This is a genomic window from Burkholderia perseverans, from assembly GCF_022870505.1.
Lineage (GTDB): Bacteria > Pseudomonadota > Gammaproteobacteria > Burkholderiales > Burkholderiaceae > Burkholderia > Burkholderia plantarii.
In genome coordinates this window covers 2,788,794-2,805,133 of sequence record NZ_CP045093.1, presented here as the reverse complement: position 1 = coordinate 2,805,133, position 16,340 = coordinate 2,788,794, and the positions used below count along the sequence as shown (strand labels likewise).

Sequence of the window (16,340 nt, the reverse complement as noted above, 5' to 3'; positions counted from 1 at the left end):
AGGCATCACTGTAGCGCGATTCGGCGAAATTCGGCGACGCCGTTCGCACGCGCGGCGCGTCATGCGCGACACGCTTGCGCCACACATCTGACAATCGTTGACAGATCGGCGCGGCGAGTTTCCCTATAGTGACAAGCATGCCGTGACGGTTCATCGTCATCGGTTCGCTCCCGACGCACATATGTCAATGGCACGCAGGGCGCGAATCCGGGCGTCGTGACGCTGTCGCAAACCCGGACTCATTGACGCGGACATCCGAACGGTCTTCGACCGGACGTGGATGTCCGCCGATTTCTTTTGGTGCTCGGGATTTTGTTCGGCACGGATGGACGGCCACACGCTCGCCGCGGCTTCAGCCTCTTATGGCGTCCTGTCGTTTCCCGTTCCGCTCGTCACTCCATTGCTCGTCGATGCCGCGATGCCGCGATGCATCGAGCTGCATCGCGCATCAGCCGCGCTTGCCGCGCGCGATCTCGTCGCCGGCGTTCGGCGCGAGGCGGCGCGTGACCGGGATCGACGCGAACGAGCAGAGCCCCACCACCAGGAACGCCGGCCAGAAATCCGACCACTGCACCGACGGATGGCCGCGCAGCGCCACCGACAGATGCAGCACGATGCCGGCCACCGTCACGCCGAGGCCCAGCGACATCTGCTGGACCACGCTGCCGAGGCTGGTGGCGCGACCGATGTCGCGCGGCGCGATCTCGGCGTAGATCACCGAGTTGAGGCTGGTGAACTGCAGCGCGGGGAACACGCCGCCCACCAGCACGATCACCCAGATCGCCCACATCGGCATGCCCGGATAGAACGTGCCGTACATCGCGATCGCGAGGCCGGCCAGCGCGGCGTTCACCATCAGCACGCGGCGAAAGCCGTACTGGCGCAGCAGCTTCTGCGACAGCAGCCGCGAGAGCGTGCCGCCCACCGCCGACGCGCAGGTCACGAGCCCCGAGGCGAACGCGCTCATGCCGAGCCCTTCCTGCAGCGTCAGCGGCAGCAGGAACGGGACGGCGCCGAGCCCGATGCGGAACAGCGAGCCGCCCACCACGCTCGCATGGAAGGTGGGGATCTTCAGGAACCGCAGATCGAGCACGGGCTGCGCGGCGCGCCGCGCGTAGAGCACGTAGATGCTCAGCAGCAGGCCGCCCGCCACGCACATCAGGAATGCCGCGCGCTGGCTGACGAGCGCGCCGTCGAGCATGGTGAGCCCCATCAGCAGCAGCGAGGCGCCTGCGGCCGACAGCAGGAAGCCGAACCAGTCGAGCGGCCCCGGGTTCGGCTCGTGCGTGTTGGCGATGTACTTGTTGGCGAGATAGATGCCGTAGATGCCCACCGGCACGTTGATGAAGAAGATCAGGCGCCAGTGCAGGTAGGTGGTGAGGAAGCCGCCGAGCAGCGGCCCGAACGCGGGGCCGAACAGCGCGGGCAGGCTCAGGTAGTTCATCGCGCGGATCAGGTCCGAGCGCGGCACCGCGCGGAAGATGATGATGCGCCCGACCGGCACCATCATCGCGCCGCCCACGCCCTGCACGAAGCGCGCGAACGTGAACAGCTCGAGGTTGGTGGAGGCCGCGCACATCAGCGAGCCGGCCACGAAGATGCCGATCGCCGTGCGGAACACGGTGCGCGCGCCGTAGCGGTCGGCCAGCCAGCCGCAGATCGGGATGAACACGCCGAGCCCCACCACGTAGGCGGTGATCGCGATGTTGAGGGTGACGGGGCTGTGGCCGAAGGCCCGGGCCATCGCGGGCAACGCGGTGACGATGATGTTGGCGTCCACCGTCTCCATGAACAACGCGCAGGCGACGATCAGCGGTGCGATGAAGGGATGGACGACGGGCGGCATGGGGGAGCGACGCGCGGCAAAGACGCCATTATTGCATCGATCCCCGCCCCGGCGTTAGCGGAACCGTCGTCGTCTAATTATTTGGACGACCGACGGAGCGCCTGCCACGGACTGCATGCTGGCCGCCTCGTTGGTCCCGCAGGGGTTCGTGGCATCGAGTGGAGGACATGGGCGGCGGGGTGCTTGACGGGCCGCGCAAGCGGCACGCGTGCCGCATGAGTGCGAAGACATCGATGTCGCGCGATGCGACCGGTCACTTCCCGCCGTCGTCATGCACCGGACGCGCCGGCCTCGGGTTCTTGCGTCTGCCGACTGCAAGTCGCCCCGCCTGCCGGCATCGTGCCGCCTGATCGACGTGGCCGCGCGCGGGCAAACCGGCCGGCGGCGCCCGCCGCGCCATTCGGCAAGCCCCGCGCGCCGGACTCGCGACGCCGAAAGTCGCGGCACGCGATGTGCTAGGGACGGCGCGCGGCGCGAGCGGTTCGATGCGCGTGTCCGGCGCGACTGTCTCGCGCCCGCGTGAACGCTCCGCATGGCGCGCCGCGCGCGGTCGTGCCTGCGCCCGGCGCCGCTCGCCGGTCCGCCCGGCCGGCCTCGGCCATCCGCGCGAAAGCCCGCGCGCGGCGCCGCTTCCGGCGCGCCTCTTGCGCGACGGCGACGCGGTGCATCAGGCAGGCATCGGCGTCCGTCAGGCATCATCGGGCCTCCGGATAGTCGAGAAAAAGGAACGAAGATGGCGACCCTGCCCGAGCAGCACACCTCGAACCCCGCGCCGGAACCGGCGGTCGAAACCTCCCGCGCCACCGTCACGAAGACGGCCGCCCGGCGCCGCGCGCGGCACGCCATCGGCCATCGCGCAAGCACCGCGCTCGTGCTGGCGGCCGCGTGCGTGTCCCTGCCCGCCTGCTCCGACATGAACACGGCGCAGTCCGCCACGGCGTCGGCCGCGCAGAGCACCGGCGACGACGCCGCGGCGGCCGCCGCGCAGCCGACCGGCGTGCTGCCGCCGCCGAGCAAGCTCTACGGCGACCTGTTCGTGGCCGTGCAGACCGCGCAGCTGTTCCCCGACCAGAAGACCTTCGTCGATTCGACGCCCGACGCGGACCCGTCCACGATCGAGCAGCTCTACGCGCAGCAGAAGGACACGCCGGGCTTCTCGCTGCGCGAGTTCGTCACGAAGCACTTCGCGCCGCCGGTGGACAGCGTGGTCACGCCGCCCGCGCACCAGACGCTGCGCGCCCACATCGACTGGCTGTGGCCGCGCCTGACGCGCAATACCGACGGCGCGCCGCGCTACGGCTCGCTGATCGCGCTGCCCAAGCCCTACGTGGTGCCGGGCGGGCGCTTCCGCGAGGGCTACTACTGGGACAGCTATTTCACGATGCTGGGCCTGCAGGAGGCCGGACGCGAGGATCTGGTCGACGCGATGCTCGACAACTTCGCCTACCTGATCGACACGGTCGGCCATGTGCCGAACGGCAACCGTACCTACTACGCGAGCCGCTCGCAGCCGCCGTTCTTCGCCTACATGGTCGAGCTCGCGGCGCGCAAGGAGGGCAACGGCGTCTACCAGAAATACCTGCCGGCGCTGCGCGAGGAATACGCGTACTGGATGCACGGCGAGAAGAACACGCCGCGCGGCAGCGCGTCGGCGCACGTGGTGGCGATGCCAGACGGCTCGATCCTGAACCGCTACTGGGATGCGAGCGCGACGCCGCGCGACGAGTCCTATCTCGAGGACGTGCAGACCGCGCACGCCGCCGCCGGCCGGCCCGCCGCCGAGGTCTGGCGCGACCTGCGCGCCGGGGCAGAGAGCGGCTGGGACTACAGCTCGCGCTGGCTCGGCGACGGCCGCACGCTCGCCACCATCCGCACCACCGCGATCGTGCCGGTCGACCTGAACAGCCTGATGTACCACCTGGAGAAGACCATCGTGAAGGGCTGCGGCGTCACGCACGACGCCGCCTGCGTGGCCGACTTCTCCGCGCGCGCCTCGCGCCGCGACGCCGCGATCAACCGCTATCTGTGGAATCCGGCCGGCTATTACGGCGACTACGACTGGCGGCTCGGCAAGCCGCGCGACGAACTGAGCGCGGCCGCGCTCTACCCGCTCTACGCGGGCGTGGCCACGCCCGAGCACGCGATCTCCACCGCGCAGCATGTGCGTGACACGCTGCTGCAGCCGGGCGGCCTCGCCACCACCACCAACAACACCGGTCAGCAGTGGGACGCGCCGAACGGCTGGGCGCCGCTGCAATGGATCGCGATCCAGGGGCTCACGCGCTACGGCGAAGGCCCGCTCGCCGACGAGATCGGCAAGCGTTTCCTGGCCGACGTGAAGGGCGTGTACGGACGCGAGGGCAAGCTGGTCGAGAAGTACGTGGTGGAGGGCGCCGGCGTGGGCGGGGGCGGCGGCGGGGAATATCCGCTGCAGGACGGCTTCGGCTGGACCAACGGCGTGACCGCAAAGCTGCTCGACCGCTACGGCCAGTAATGAAACAAGCCCGCCGCCGGAATCCGGTAGCGGGCCTGGGGTGGCCGGTGCGCTGGCCATGCGGCTCGCCCGAGGCGGGCCGCGTGAGCCGGGAGCGCCGGCGCGGCGCGTGCCGCCGCGCTCAGAAAAACGCGTGCGAAGCCGGCGCGCCCGGTTGCGGCATGCGGCGCAGCGTCGGCTCGTCATGCGGTTCCACATGCGTCATGGCCGCGCCGAACAGCACGAGGCGATAGCCGATCGAGTAGATCGGGATGATGCGCATGTTCTTGTCGTTGTCGAGCTTGAGCTTCGAGCGGATCCGCGAGATGTGCGTGTCGAGCGTGCGCGACGACACGCCGAGTTCGCGACCCCACACGGCTTCCTGAATCGCCTGGCGCGGCACGACCTTGTTCATGTTGTCGAGCAGGAATTCGACGACGTCGAACTCGCGCGGCGTCATGTCGATCGGCTCGCCGTCGATGTCGATCGAACGGCGGATGAAGTTGATTTTTATGTTGTCGATGTACAGATACTTGCAATCCATGATGGTCCTCGCAAATTGTCTGGTGGCCCCGGAGCGGAACGCTTAACACTCTGCAATATCCGGGCCACGCGGGCCGGGGCGGCGTGCCGGCCTGGGTTGGCATCAGTAATTGCATGATTCGAAAGGAAAATATTCGTCATGAGCGTCCGGTGAGCGCTTTCGCGGGAGGCACGATCCCGTCACGGAATGACGAGGTGTTACGTAGCACGCGGGCGCGCGTTACGGACCCGTTACGTCGCCGTAACGGCGCGCACGCCGGGCGCGCCGCACATGGCGAAACGATCGGGGCGATCGAGTCGCGAGGCGAACCGGCGAGTAGCCGCGAAGGGCGGCGGTGCGTGCCTCTGCCGGCCTGATCGCGAACGTCGGCAACGGCGGAAGCAGCGGGCCGGGCGGCTAGGGCGGCGTGATGGAACGAGGACGAGGCGAGACGCGGGAGAGCGAGGCGGAATTCGAGCGGGTAGTGCAGCGGGAGACTGCGGCGGAGCGGCGGGAAGGAAGTGAGAGGGCGGCAGGAAGTGGCGGGCGGCTGAAAGCCGAAGCGGCGAAGGCCGGCGGCGGCCCGCGGCCCGGCGCAAGCGCGGTGGAACCGCCTGCGCCTCCGGCGCCGCATGGCGCCGGGGCGAAGCGCGGGCCGCTCAGCGTTCGACGACCGTGAAGCCCTGCGTTTCGGGTGTCGTCGCGCAGCAATCGACGGCCTGCAGCCGCCACGCGCCGCTCGGCTCACCGACGCCGAGCACGGCGGTGCCGTGGCCGTCGGCGCGCGGTACGGAGGTGGCCGACGCCTGCTCGATCGACAGCCCCTGCAGCCGGCACAGCGCCTCGTCGCCGTCGGCCGCGCACAGCGCCACCGCGCCTTCGACGTGTTTCACCTTGCCCCAACACGGCAGATCGATGCCCTGATGCGCCTCGCGCGACCAGAGCTGTTCGTCGGTATCGACCCACAGCACGGCATAGGACGGCTGGCGTGTGGTCTGACTGGTTCCGTTGATCCGAATCGTGAGGCGCATGAGAACTCCTGAGGCGGGGCATGAGAAAACGATCGAGTAAACAGTCTAGAAGCCCGCCCACTAAACACAAGGGACCCACGCAATGAAATTGCCGCACTGCCCGTGCGCAGGCCATAGCGTCGCTGCATCGGCCCTGCCGTGCGGCAGGGTGTGCGCGTTTTCCGGCACGATCGGATCGATCGTGTCGCGCGCCGCGTAATCGATCTCGCATCGTGTAACGCCGCCGCCGGTTGACGGAAATGGCGCCGGGACGCCGGAATATCGATTCCCGAATCGATCGCTTTGGCACGTCGCGGGCCGTTGATAGATTGGCTGCTTCGTTCCCACCCGGAGATGCCGATGTCCACGCCCGATCTCACCACGCCCCGCTCGCCGGCCGCCGGCGCACCGGACGGCGCCGCCGCGTCCGACGTCGTACCTGATGCCGCGTCGGTGCCCGCGCACCGGATCAGGTCGGACGAGGAAGCGATCGAGGTGGCCCGCGAGCTGGCCGCGCGGCTCGCGGCCGGCGCGATCGAGCGCGACCGCGAGCGCCGGCTGCCGCGCGAGGAGATCGAATGGTTCTCGGGCTCGGGGCTGTGGGCGATCACGGTGCCGAAGGCCTACGGCGGCGCGGGCGTGTCGTTCGTCACGCTGGTCGAGGTGATCCGGCTGATCTCGGCGGCCGATCCGTCGCTCGGCCAGCTGCCGCAGAACCACTTCGGGCTGGTGGACGTGATCGCGCTGACCGGCAGCGAGGCGCAGAAGCGCGCGTTCTTCGCCGAGGTGCTGGCGGGCCGGCGCTTCGGCAACGGCTTCTCGGAGAAGGGCACGAAGCACGTGCTCGACCTGAAGACCACGATCGTGCGCGACGGCGGACACTGGCGCGTGGACGGCACCAAGTTCTATTCGACGGGCGCGCTGTTCGCGCACTACGTGCCGGTGCTCGGCCTCGATGCCGACCGCCAGGCGTGGCTCGCCTACATCCCGAGCGGCACGCCCGGGCTGACCGTGATCGACGACTGGTCGGGCTTCGGCCAGCGCACCACGGCGAGCGGCACGGTGCGGCTGGAACAGGTGGTGGTGCCCGACTCGCATGTGTTCCCCGCGCAGCGCGTGACCGACCAGCCGACGCTGAACGGCCCGATCTCGCAGATCCTCCAGGCCGCGATCGACGCCGGCATCGCGCGGGCGGCGCTCGACGACACGCTGCGCTTCGTGCGCGAACGCTCGCGGCCGTGGGTGGACAGCGGTGTGACGCGCGCCGCGGACGATCCGCTGACGCTGAGCGAGACGGGCCGGCTGGTGATCTCGCTGCACGCGGCCGACGCGCTGCTCGACCGCGCCGCGCGCACGCTCGATGCGCTGGCCGCGCGCGGCGACCTCGGCGACGACGACGTTGCGCGCGCATCGGTCGAGGTGGGCGAGGCCAAGGTGCTGACCACCGAGACGGCGCTGCTCGCGAGCCAGAAGCTGCTGGAACTGGCCGGCACGCAGGCCACGCTGGCCGTGTACGGCCTCGACCGGCACTGGCGCAACGCCCGCACGCATACGCTGCACGATCCGGTGCGCTGGAAATACCATCTGGTCGGCAATTACTACCTGAACGGCGTGAGGCCGGCGCGGCATGCGTGGAATTGATACCGATGCGGGCCGGCGCGCCATGGTGGACAGGCGGTGGACAGACACGTCGGTCTATCGGGCGGCGGTTGATCGGCTGTCCTGACGGACGGAAGCGGGCCGGCGGAGCAAGGTCCAGGCCCGGCGCCAAAGGCGGTTCGCGAGGCGCGGCGCCGCGCGGCGTGCAAATGGACCGGCTAGTGAACCGAGGCGACTTCGAGCAGCCGGTCGAGCGCGACGTAGATGTCGCGCAGGCCGTCGGGGCCGAGCTGCTGTTCGAGCTGGCGATCCTGGTCGTCGATGCGCTGGCCGATCTTGCGCACCAGCTGGCGGCTGCGCTCGGTCAGCGCCACCAGCAGACGGCGCTGGTCCTCGGTCGAACGCATCCGCGTGATCAGGCCGTCGCGCTCGAGTCGTTCGAGCACGCCCGTCAGGCTTGGGCTCAGGATGCAGCAGCGCTTGGCGATCTGGCCGGCTTCGAGTTCACCACGCGGTTCGCCATCGAGCAGGCGGATGATTCGCCATTGCTGCTCGGTCAACGACACTTCCTTGAGGATCGGGCGGAAGCGGCCGACCAGCGCCTCGCGAGCTTCCAGCAGCAACATCGTTAGATTGCGATGGTCAATCGTGCGATTCATGTAAATCGGTTCGGTGTTGGTATTGCGGGCAAGGCAACAATCTTAACAGGACGAAATGTTTCCGACTCATCCTGTTTCGATGAAATTCGTGTGTCGATACGCGTGAATTCGTGAATGAATTAAGCAATTCGACGGAAATCGACGCAGCAGTTTTCGCTCCGCTTGCGTGTCGTTCGTTGTCGATACGACAAGAGCGGGGTGGCCGCCGGCAGGCCGGCGAGCGTCGCCCGCACGGCTGGATCGAGGGATATCGGCCCGACATGGCGATCCGGGAAAACCCTGTGGGCGCGCCGTCTCACGGGCCGTCGGCAGGCGGCCCGCGAGACGGGAAAGAGAGGATTCCTGATGGTGTTCGCGGCCGCCCGGCCCACCGCGAAAGCGGGCCGGTGCCGCGCGGGCCGACTCAGTCGCCGAAGCCGATCTCGGCCTCGAGCGACTGGCCGACTTCCAGCACGCCGGCCCCGACGCTCGCGAGCACCGCGTGCTTGCCGAACGTCAGCGCGCCGTTGAAGCGCGCGCTCGCGCGATAGCCGCTCATCGTGTCGAGCGGCTCGTGCGGCCACTCCGGATGCGGGCCGCCGAGCGTCTGGTCGATGTCGGGGATCGGGCAGCGCGTGCAGAGCTTGACGAGCCTGAGCCGGATCGGCCCCGACGCGGCTGCCACGTCGAGATGCTCGACGAAGTCCTCTTCGTAGGCCTCGAGCCCCGAGATCACCAGGTTCGGGCGGAAGCGGTCCATGCCCACCGCCGGCACGCCGCGCTGCGCGAGCCGGGCGTTCAGGTCGTCGAGCGAGGACTGGCCGACCACCATCACCGGGAAGCCGTCGGCAAACTGCGTGTGGGTGCTGAGTTCGCCGGTCCACTCGCGGCTCACTTCGCGGCGCACCTCGGACGAGAAGCGCATCAGCCGCACCGTGAGGCCCAGGTAGTCGCTGAACCACTGCGCCGTGGCCGCGCCGGTGTCGAGCGCGTCGAAGCTGCTGCCCCAGACCGTGACGCGCAGCGTCGGCGCGCCGTCATGGGCGCGCGCGTCGAGCGGCGTGCGCAGCGTGGGCATGCCGGGCGCGTCGACCAGCAGGTCCATCTCGCCGATCGCCACGCGCACCAGCGCGAGCCGGGCCTGCTCGCGCTGCGTGACCATCGCGCCGGACGGCTCCACCACCATCCAGCCGCGATCGTATTCGAGGCCGCTTTCCAGCAGCCGCGCGCGCGTGGCCGAAATGCCGGCGCAGGACTTGATCGGATAGAGGAACAGTTCGCTGAGGATCGGCATGGCGGTGGCGCGTGGAGGTCAAGAGGTGCGGGGAACTCGAGATTTTGCCAGATCGATGGCGCCGGTGTGTGGGGGTGTGGGTCGTGTTGTCGATCTGATGGCGTGGGAGTTGCGCCGTGTTTCGTGCGGCGGCGGGGCGGATGCGGCGGGCGCTGCCGGCGGCGACCAGGGGCGGCCGAAGGCATTCGGCCGCTTGTCTGTCAGGCAGCGCCCCGGGCCGCCGGGGCGCTCAGGCGAGCGGTTCAGGCCGCGTGCGCCGCGTCCAGCGCGAAGCCGCGGTCGAAGGTCGGCCCCACGTCGAGGCGCTGCCGCAGCAGCCCCATGCGCAGGTAGAAGTCGGCGGTCGCCTGCTGCTCGGCGATCAGCCCGGGCCCGATCGGCAGCCACTTCGTGTTGCGCCGCTCGAACTGCAGCTTCGCGGCCGCCTCGGGAATCCCGATGATGCGCGCGAGCGTGGCCGAGAACGCGTCCGCGTGCTGGTACGACCCGACCTGCGCGGCCACCACGCGCCGCACGAAGTCCTGCAGCACGTCGCGTTTCGCGGCGATCGCGGCGTCGGTCGCCGCGAGGTAGCTGAGCCCCGACGATAGCCCGCGCCCGTTCACCAGCACGCGCGCCCGGCCGCTCGTCTCGGCCAGCGCCGTGTAGGGCTCCCAGGTCGCCCACGCGTCGATCGAGCCGGTGGCCAGCGCGAGCATCGTGTCGGCGGGCGGCAGGAAGCGGAAATCGGCGGCCGTGGGCGGCAGGCCGGCCGAGTCGAGCGCCTTCAGCGCCACATAGTGGCCGATCGAGCCGCGCATGGTACCGATGCGCTTGCCCTTCAGGTCGGCGGCGCCGCGCAGCGGCGCGTTCGGGCCGACCATCACCGCGGTGCCGTAGGCGTCCGAGCGGTTCGCCGCGATCGCCTTCACGCGTGCGCCCGAGGCCAGCGCGAAGATCAGCGGCGCGTCGCCGATCGGCCCGCAGTCCACGGCCGCCGCGTTCAGTGCCTCGCCCAGCGGCGCCGCGGCCGGGAATTCGGTCCACTCGATGTCGTAGGGCAGCCCGGTCAGCGCGCCGGCCGCCTCCAGCAGCGCACGCACGCCGCCTTTCTGGTCGCCGGCCCTCAGCGTCACGCGCGTGGCGGCCCGCGTGAACGCGGGCGCGCCGAGCGCCGGCAACGCGGCGAGCGCGGCGCTGGACTGGAGGAAACGTCGTCGGTTGACGGGCGGGCGGTGGTTCATCGTCGAGAGTCCTTGGATCGGAAGGGGAAGCGGACGGCCGCCGCCGGGGCGGTGGCGCGTCAATGGGGGTTGCCGCCGGCCGTGGCGGCTACCGGCTCGGCGTCGATGCGCGCGAGCAGCGCGTCGATGCCGTTGGTGTCGTGGGTGCCGCCGGTGGCGTCGATGTTGGACGTTGCGCGTAGACGGTTCGGGTCGGTGGCGTTGTCGGTGCCGTCGATGCCGGATGACGCGCGAGGGAGGTTCAGGTTCGTGGCGCTGGCCGTGTCGCGCGACGCGCGTGCCGGTGCCGCCGCGGTGCCGCGCGCCGGGCCGCAGAGCAGGTCCGCGTCGGACCAGCGCGTGCCGGGCGCGGCCACGGCACGCAGCCAGCCGGCGCGGTCGGCGATCAGCGCGGTGCCGGCGAAGCGGTCGGGCGCGCGCGCCGCGATCGTCGCGAAGAGCGGCCACGCCTCGGGCGTGGCCGCCGTGCAGGTCGCGCGCGGGCCGTCGGCCGGAATCCGCGCGGGCGGGCGGCCGTCGCGCGTGAGCAGCAGCGTCTGCCAGCGCGCGTCCTCGAACGGCGGCGCGGCGTCGTCGCCGAGCGCGACCACGTAGACGCGCTGCCCGCTGCGCCAGCGTGAGAGCGGGCGCGGCGCGCCGTCCGCGCAGCGCACCTCGAGCGCGGGCAGCGCGAGCGGCACCGGCCAGCCCTCGCCGCTCGCGCTGCCGCCCGAGGCCGACAGCACGCGCAGGTAGGCAAGCGTGTCCCAGATGTCGCCGTCGCCGAGCGTGCCGGCGAAGCCCGGCATCGTCGCGCGGCCGTCGCGATCATGCAGGCCGGCGGCGACGTGCCAGAACAGCTCGCCGTCGAGCCGGCGCGCGAGCAGCGGGCCCGCCATGGTGGGCGGCCAGACCGGCAGCGAGCCGGCTCGCGGGCCGTCGCCTCGGCCCGTCGCGCCGTGGCAGGCCAGACAATGTTGCGCGTACAACGAGGCGCCGTGCGTGGCCGTGGCGACCGAGAACGGGGCCGGCGATGACTGGAAGCTGGTGGGCGTGGCGGCCGTGAGCCAGAGCGAGGCGGGCGGCCACGGCGCGAGCCATGCGCAGGCCACGGCTGCCGCCGCGAGCGGCAGCCGCGCGCGGCCCGGCACGAGCGCGCCCAGCGCGCAGACGAATGCGCCGACGCTCGCGAGCAGCGCGAGGCCGAGGCGGCGCGCGAGGCCCGGGTCGATCGCGAGCGTTTCGATCGCGATGCGCCGCGCCCACGGCCACGCCGGCTGGCCGTGGCTGATGCCGGCGAGCCCGAGCCGGGCGGCCAGCCAGCCGAGCGCGACCTCGCCGTCGTGCAGCGTGGCGAGCAGGGGATCGAGCCAGGCCGCGCTCATGGTCTTGACGCGCCGTGGTGAGAGCGAGGCGCGTGGAACGCTCTGTGCCGGGAGAGGGACGCGGCGGATGTCGGCGTCCATGTTTCGGTTGATGGTGCCGAAGCCGCCGAAGCCGCCGAAGCCGCCGAAGCCGCCGAAGCCGCCGAAGCCGCCGAAGCCGCCGAAGCCGCCGAAGCCGGAAAGATGGTTGCGCACGCAAGCGATTGCCGCTGCATCTCACGCGGCGTGCGAAGTCCACCCACCTCGCGCCGCATCCGACGGCGCAAGTCCTCCACGAGTCCTACCGCAAGCGGCCGCACGCAAGAGCCGCCCCGGCGCGGTTTACCCGCACCGGCCATCACGCCGCGTGGCCCGATCGCGCCGCATGGCGTCGTGCTACCAGCTCGCATCGAGGCCCAGATGGACGAGCGCCGTGCGGCGCAATTGCGCGAGGCGCGGATCGCCGCGATGGCGCGGATAGGGCAGGTCGACGTCGAGCGTCGCGACGATCCTCGCCGGCCGGGGCCCGAACACGATCACGCGCTGCGCGAGGAACAGCGCCTCTTCGACGTCGTGCGTGACGAGCAGCGCCGAGAACCGGGCGCGCTGCCATAGAGCAAGCAGCTCGCCCTGCATCGCGAGCCGCGTCAGCGAATCGAGCTTGCCGAGCGGCTCGTCCAGCACCAGCAGCCGCGGATCGTTGACGAGCGCGCGAGCCAGCGCGACGCGCTGCGCCATGCCGCCCGAGAGCTGGTGCGGAAACGCGTCGGCGAACTCGGTCAGCCCGACGCGCGCGAGCGCCTCGTCCACGCGCGCGCGCTCGTGCTTCGGCACGCCGCGCGCGTCGAGCCCGAGCGCGACATTGGCGCGAACGCGCCGCCACGGATAGAGCGTTGGGTCCTGGAATACGACGATGCGCGACGGATCGGGCCGTTCGATCTCGTGGCCGTCCTGCCGCAGCGAGCCCTGCGTGGCCGGTTCGAGGCCGGCCACGAGTCGCAGCAGCGTGGATTTCCCGCAGCCGCTCGGGCCGATCAGCGCGACGAACTCGCCCGGCGCGACCGACAGCGAGACGTCGTCGAGCACGTGCAGCGGGCCTTTCGGCGTATCGAACCAGTGGCTCGCGCGGCGGATCTCGATGCGCGCGCCGGGCGGCGCGACGGCGGACGTGCCATGCGGGTCCGCCGTCACGGCGGCGCGTGGCGCCGCGGAATGCGAGGCGGCGATCACCATTTGACGGTCCCCTTCTGCCAGGCGAGCGCGCGGTCGCGCACCGCGAACAGCAGCGTGATGAGGCCGGAGAACAGCAGCGCCATCACGATCAGCGCCGCATACATGTTGGTGTACGAGGCCCAGCCCTGCGCCCAGGTCAGGTACCAGCCGAGGCCCGACTTCACGCCCATCATCTCGGCCACCACCAGCACCGTGAACGAGGCGCCGAGCCCCATGAACAGCCCGACGAACACCTGCGGCAGCGCCGCCGGGATCGCCACGCGCAGCACCAGGAAGCGTGCGTTCGCGCCGAGCGTGCGCGCGACGTCGTAGTAGGCCTTGCCGACGCCGGCCACGCCTGACCACGTCAGCACGGCCACCGGGAAGCCGGCCGCGAGCGCGATCAGGAACACGGCGGCCGAGTAGCTCGACGGGAACACGAAGAACGCGAGCGGCAGCAGCGCGGTGGCCGGCAGCGGGCCGACCACGCGCAGCACCGGATGCACCCAGTAGCCGATCGCGCGCGACCAGCCCACCGCCACGCCCACCACGAAGCCGGTCGCGGCGCCGCTCAGCACGCCCACGGCGAGCAGCTTCAGCGAATTGAACGCGCTGCCGGCGAGCCGCGGCCAATCGTCGAGATAGACCTCGATCAGCGCCTGCGGCGGCGCGAAGAAAGGGGTGGGCAGCCAGCCTGTCTTGGCCGTCGCGATCTCCCAGGCCGCCAGCCCCAGCGCGATCGCGGCGAGCCACGGGCCGGCCGGGCGCAGCGCGGCGACGAGTGTCCGGCCGGGCGCGACCGTGGGGCCGGCGAGCGCGAGCAGCGCGAGCACGGCCGCGACGACGAACGCGGCGAGGCCGATGGTGTCGGTATAGGCCCAGTCGGTGAAGCCGGACACGCGGTTCGGCCAGGCCCGGGCGATGCCGCCGAACGCGGCCCAGGCGAGCGCCGCGTACAGGCCGCCGGCCCAGACCCGCGCTGCGCGCGGCGTGGCCGCCGTGCAGGCTACACAAGCCGCCGGGAGAGCGTCGGGGCGGGGCACCGCGTCATGATCGCCGGCGGCGTGCCGCGGTTCCTGCCGCAGCGTCGCGGAATCGAAGCTTGCCATCGGTTCAGCCCAGCACGTTCACGTAGACCTGCTGCGCGAAGCGCTGCGGGTCGGTCGATTTGCGGATCACGCCGATGCGGCGGAAATCGTCGGCGTAGAACGCGATCTCCTGCTGCAGGTCGACGTTGGTCGGATGGTGCTCGTAGGTCAGCGTCGCGTAGAGCTTGCGCAGATCGTCGATGCCGACCTTCGGCGTGTACTTCGCGAACAGCTTGGCCGATTCGTTCGGGTTCTCGCGCGTGTACTCGGTCGCCTCGACGATCGAGCGCGCCAGCGCGGCGGCGGCCGGCCGGTCGTTGCGCACCAGCTCGCCGCGCGCGCCGATCACGCAGCAGACCTTGTGCTGGTACTCGTCGGACAGGTTGCTGGCGAGCTGCGTGTACTTGCCCGGGCTGTGCTTTTCCAGCAGGTAGAGGTTCGGGTCGCCGTCGGCGATCGCCTGGATCTCGCCCTTGTCGGCCGCCACGCCGAGCAGGTCGGCCGGGTACTGCCGCCAGCTGATGTCGCGCTCGGCGTCGAGCCCGTGCTTGGCCAGCAGGATCGCGAAGAAGTGCTTGCCCGGCGAGGCCAGGTCGCTCACGCCGACGGTCTTGCCCTTCAGCGCCGCGAGCGAGGTCACGCCGGCCTGGTTGGCGCCGAGCAGCCGCACGCAGCCGCCGTGCGAGCTGCCGATGATCTTCACGTCGAAGCCCGATTCGAGCGGCTTGAGCCAGCGATGGACCATGCCGACCGCCGCGTCGGCCTTGCCGGTGGCGATCGATTCGAGCAGCTGGTCGGTCGAGCCGCTGTAGTTGACGAGTTCGACCGAGAGGCCGTTCTTCTCGAAGATGCCGCGCTCCTGCGCGACCACGATCGGCGTCAGGCAGAACGCGGTCTGGTTCCAGGCGAACTTCAGTTTTCTGAGCGGCGGCGCGGACCACGCGGTGCGGCCAAGCGCGATCGACGCGCCGGCCAGCGCGGCCGCGCCGGTGGCGCGCAGCGCGCGGCGCCGGCCCGGCTGAGCCGGCCTCGAAGTGGACGCGGCGGCGGCCGGACGCGGATCGGCATCGAACGGGCGGGACATGTCGGACTCCTCAATGCAGCAAGCGGTGGTGGTGGCGCGGCATCGAGGCCGCGCGGCATGAATTTGACTCGTCTACAAAACAAGACGCGGCGAGGCACCACGAGGCACCGAACGACAGCGGCCCGCAAAACCCCGCTGCGCCGCGCGCGGAAGCTCAGTCGAGCAGGTCCGGCTCCGCGGCCACGAGCCCTTCATAGAGCGCCTCGAACGCGTGCCGCGCGCCGTCGGGCTTGCCGATCTGGCCGTGCGTGTGGCGCGCCGTGGCCGCGTCGATCGGCTGGGGCGTGCCGGCCGCCTCGGCCAGCAGGGCCGTGTGCGCGACGTTGTCGAACGCGATGTACCACCACGCGGCGGCCTCCACGCTCGGCCCGCCCGTGAGGATGCCGTGGTTCTTCAGGATCACGCCCTTGTGCGTGCCGCCGTCCGGCTTCGCGAGTGCCCGCGCGATGCGCTCGCCCTCGCTCGTGTCCACCACCATGCCGGTGAAGTCGTCGAACAGCGCGTGGTCTTCGTGGAACACGCAGGCGTCCTGCGTCAGCGGATCGAGCGGGCGGCCGAGCGTCGACCAGGCCTTGCCGTAGGTCGAATGCGTGTGGGCCGCCGCCACCAGTTCCGGATGCGCGTCGTGGATCGCCGCGTGGATCGCGAACGCGGCCTTGTTGAGCGGACGCTCGCCGATCACCGTCTCGCCGCGGCCGTTCACGAGCAGCAGGTCGGACACCTTGATGCGCGAGAAATGCACGCCGAGCGGATTGACCCAGAAGTGGTCGGGCAGCTCGGGATCGCGCGCGGTGATGTGGCCCGCGAGGCCCTGCGCGAAGCCGTGCTGCGCGAAGATCCGGAACGCGCCGGCGAGCCGCTCCTGGCGATGGCGCCGCTCGGCGGCGACGCTGGTGCGCGGCGCGGGCGGGTCGAACCAGAATTTCTGCCGTGGCTGCGGGTTGATCGCGAGACCGGACGGCGTGAGGGACTGCGGCGACAGGACGGCGGACATGAGCGGCTCGTGA

At 71.0% G+C, this 16,340-nt stretch carries 13 protein-coding genes; 2 read left to right on the top strand and 11 right to left on the bottom strand.

The window, feature by feature from the left end; all coding sequences use genetic code 11:
* Positions 1 to 448: 448 nt before the first annotated feature.
* Positions 449 to 1,846, bottom strand: coding sequence for an MFS transporter (locus tag BpN12_RS11590; protein ID WP_246792735.1), 1,398 nt, complete (start codon positions 1,844 to 1,846; stop codon positions 449 to 451).
* Positions 1,847 to 2,759: 913 nt separating this feature from the next.
* Here BpN12_RS11590 and treA point away from each other — a divergent pair.
* Positions 2,760 to 4,340 carry an alpha,alpha-trehalase TreA gene (treA, locus tag BpN12_RS11585; RefSeq protein WP_246794697.1) on the top strand — a complete coding sequence of 527 codons (1,581 nt, stop codon included), beginning with the start codon at positions 2,760 to 2,762 and terminating at the stop codon, positions 4,338 to 4,340.
* Between the two features lie 121 nt (positions 4,341 to 4,461).
* Here the strand turns inward: treA and BpN12_RS11580 are convergent, their stop codons facing one another.
* Positions 4,462 to 4,863 carry a winged helix-turn-helix domain-containing protein gene (locus BpN12_RS11580; RefSeq protein WP_055140843.1) on the bottom strand — a complete coding sequence of 134 codons (402 nt, stop codon included), beginning with the start codon at positions 4,861 to 4,863 and terminating at the stop codon, positions 4,462 to 4,464.
* 638 nt (positions 4,864 to 5,501) lie between these two features.
* Complete coding sequence (locus BpN12_RS11575; RefSeq protein ID WP_246792734.1) at positions 5,502 to 5,873, bottom strand: DUF3564 family protein; 372 nt, start codon at positions 5,871 to 5,873, stop codon at positions 5,502 to 5,504.
* 339 nt (positions 5,874 to 6,212) lie between these two features.
* On the opposite strand from BpN12_RS11575, the gene BpN12_RS11570 reads away from it, so the two are divergent.
* Positions 6,213 to 7,493 (top strand): SfnB family sulfur acquisition oxidoreductase, encoded by a 1,281-nt coding sequence (locus BpN12_RS11570; protein WP_246792733.1) that lies wholly within the window; start codon positions 6,213 to 6,215, stop codon positions 7,491 to 7,493.
* Positions 7,494 to 7,669: 176 nt separating this feature from the next.
* Here the strand turns inward: BpN12_RS11570 and hpaR are convergent, their stop codons facing one another.
* The 8 genes from hpaR to BpN12_RS11530 all read right to left on the bottom strand — a co-directional run bounded on the left by hpaR (position 7,670) and on the right by BpN12_RS11530 (position 16,327).
* Entirely contained in the window at positions 7,670 to 8,110 is a 441-nt protein-coding gene (gene hpaR / locus BpN12_RS11565; protein ID WP_246792732.1) for a homoprotocatechuate degradation operon regulator HpaR, read from the bottom strand.
* A 403-nt stretch (positions 8,111 to 8,513) separates the two neighbouring features.
* Positions 8,514 to 9,383: an MOSC domain-containing protein gene (locus BpN12_RS11560; RefSeq protein ID WP_246792731.1), complete on the bottom strand. Its 870-nt coding sequence runs from the start codon at positions 9,381 to 9,383 to the stop codon at positions 8,514 to 8,516.
* Positions 9,384 to 9,625: 242 nt separating this feature from the next.
* Positions 9,626 to 10,606: an ABC transporter substrate-binding protein gene (locus BpN12_RS11555; protein WP_246792730.1), complete on the bottom strand. Its 981-nt coding sequence runs from the start codon at positions 10,604 to 10,606 to the stop codon at positions 9,626 to 9,628.
* Between the two features lie 59 nt (positions 10,607 to 10,665).
* Complete coding sequence (locus tag BpN12_RS11550; protein WP_425306310.1) at positions 10,666 to 11,970, bottom strand: c-type cytochrome; 1,305 nt, start codon at positions 11,968 to 11,970, stop codon at positions 10,666 to 10,668.
* Positions 11,971 to 12,345: 375 nt separating this feature from the next.
* The gene (locus BpN12_RS11545; RefSeq protein ID WP_246792728.1) at positions 12,346 to 13,182 is read right to left on the bottom strand and encodes an ABC transporter ATP-binding protein; all 837 of its coding nucleotides are present in this window, start codon (positions 13,180 to 13,182) and stop codon (positions 12,346 to 12,348) included.
* Positions 13,176 to 14,270 (bottom strand): ABC transporter permease, encoded by a 1,095-nt coding sequence (locus BpN12_RS11540; RefSeq protein WP_246792727.1) that lies wholly within the window; start codon positions 14,268 to 14,270, stop codon positions 13,176 to 13,178. The genes BpN12_RS11545 and BpN12_RS11540 overlap by 7 nt, the downstream gene beginning before the upstream one ends.
* A 4-nt stretch (positions 14,271 to 14,274) precedes the next feature.
* Entirely contained in the window at positions 14,275 to 15,333 is a 1,059-nt protein-coding gene (locus tag BpN12_RS11535) for an ABC transporter substrate-binding protein (protein ID WP_246792726.1), read from the bottom strand.
* 154 nt (positions 15,334 to 15,487) lie between these two features.
* Entirely contained in the window at positions 15,488 to 16,327 is an 840-nt protein-coding gene (locus BpN12_RS11530) for a class II aldolase/adducin family protein (protein WP_246792725.1), read from the bottom strand.
* Positions 16,328 to 16,340 lie beyond the last annotated feature (13 nt).

Excerpts from the sequence above, each read along its gene's own strand:
- BpN12_RS11530 (WP_246792725.1), bottom strand. The coding sequence starts at position 16,327 with ATGTCCGCCGTCCTGTCGCCGCAGTCCCTCACGCCGTCCGGTCTCGCG.
- BpN12_RS11570 (WP_246792733.1), top strand. The coding sequence starts at position 6,213 with ATGTCCACGCCCGATCTCACCACGCCCCGCTCGCCGGCCGCCGGCGCA.
- treA (WP_246794697.1), top strand. The coding sequence starts at position 2,760 with ATGAACACGGCGCAGTCCGCCACGGCGTCGGCCGCGCAGAGCACCGGC.
- BpN12_RS11545 (WP_246792728.1), bottom strand. The coding sequence starts at position 13,182 with ATGGTGATCGCCGCCTCGCATTCCGCGGCGCCACGCGCCGCCGTGACG.
- BpN12_RS11590 (WP_246792735.1), bottom strand. The coding sequence starts at position 1,846 with ATGCCGCCCGTCGTCCATCCCTTCATCGCACCGCTGATCGTCGCCTGC.
- BpN12_RS11535 (WP_246792726.1), bottom strand. The coding sequence starts at position 15,333 with ATGTCCCGCCCGTTCGATGCCGATCCGCGTCCGGCCGCCGCCGCGTCC.
- BpN12_RS11555 (WP_246792730.1), bottom strand. The coding sequence starts at position 10,606 with ATGAACCACCGCCCGCCCGTCAACCGACGACGTTTCCTCCAGTCCAGC.
- BpN12_RS11550 (WP_425306310.1), bottom strand. The coding sequence starts at position 11,970 with ATGAGCGCGGCCTGGCTCGATCCCCTGCTCGCCACGCTGCACGACGGC.
- BpN12_RS11540 (WP_246792727.1), bottom strand. The coding sequence starts at position 14,270 with ATGGCAAGCTTCGATTCCGCGACGCTGCGGCAGGAACCGCGGCACGCC.
- hpaR (WP_246792732.1), bottom strand. The coding sequence starts at position 8,110 with ATGAATCGCACGATTGACCATCGCAATCTAACGATGTTGCTGCTGGAA.
- BpN12_RS11575 (WP_246792734.1), bottom strand. The coding sequence starts at position 5,873 with ATGCGCCTCACGATTCGGATCAACGGAACCAGTCAGACCACACGCCAG.
- BpN12_RS11560 (WP_246792731.1), bottom strand. The coding sequence starts at position 9,383 with ATGCCGATCCTCAGCGAACTGTTCCTCTATCCGATCAAGTCCTGCGCC.
- BpN12_RS11580 (WP_055140843.1), bottom strand. The coding sequence starts at position 4,863 with ATGGATTGCAAGTATCTGTACATCGACAACATAAAAATCAACTTCATC.